Below are 451 nucleotides of genomic sequence, written 5' to 3' on the forward strand. Positions count from 1 at the left end.
CTGGTGGTGCCGACTTTCTATGACAGTATAGAAATCAAGCGCGACAGCATGATCGCCAAGTTTTTGCGCCGTGAGCAACGCTGGAATACGTTCGTCGCTTTTGTGATGACGTTCATCGAAGCCCTGCTGACTTTGCTGTTAGTGCGCTTCGTGTTCCGTATGCTGATGTGGCCGTTGCGGCTACGCTCTCAGCGCCGTTGAGCACGACACCGCAGCACATCAGTCATGATGCGCTGCGGGATTGTTTCTTGCTTGACTTGCGCAGGGCAAATCGGGATACTGCGCGCACTATTTTGTATGGGTTTGGGTAGCACCCATACTGCGTTTTTGCCTGAGCTGGAAGCGCTTGAAGCTGCGGTCAGCGCAGCTGTCAGCAGGGACTGTGTTCATTACGAACTGCAAATATTTACCACTACTTACAATAACTGAATTGGAGAGACCGATGACGCAG

The 451-nt window shown here is 52.1% G+C and carries 1 protein-coding gene; it reads left to right on the forward strand.

What is annotated here, in order from left to right; all coding sequences use genetic code 11:
* Nucleotides 1–201 (forward strand): hypothetical protein (locus KDM89_RS19770; protein WP_212689598.1); only part of this gene is annotated, 201 nt, incomplete at its 5' end.
* Between the last annotated feature and the right edge of the window lie 250 nt (nucleotides 202–451).

It is taken from the genome of Cognatundibacterium luofuense (assembly GCF_018139685.1).
GTDB lineage: Bacteria > Pseudomonadota > Gammaproteobacteria > Burkholderiales > Burkholderiaceae_D > Undibacterium > Undibacterium luofuense.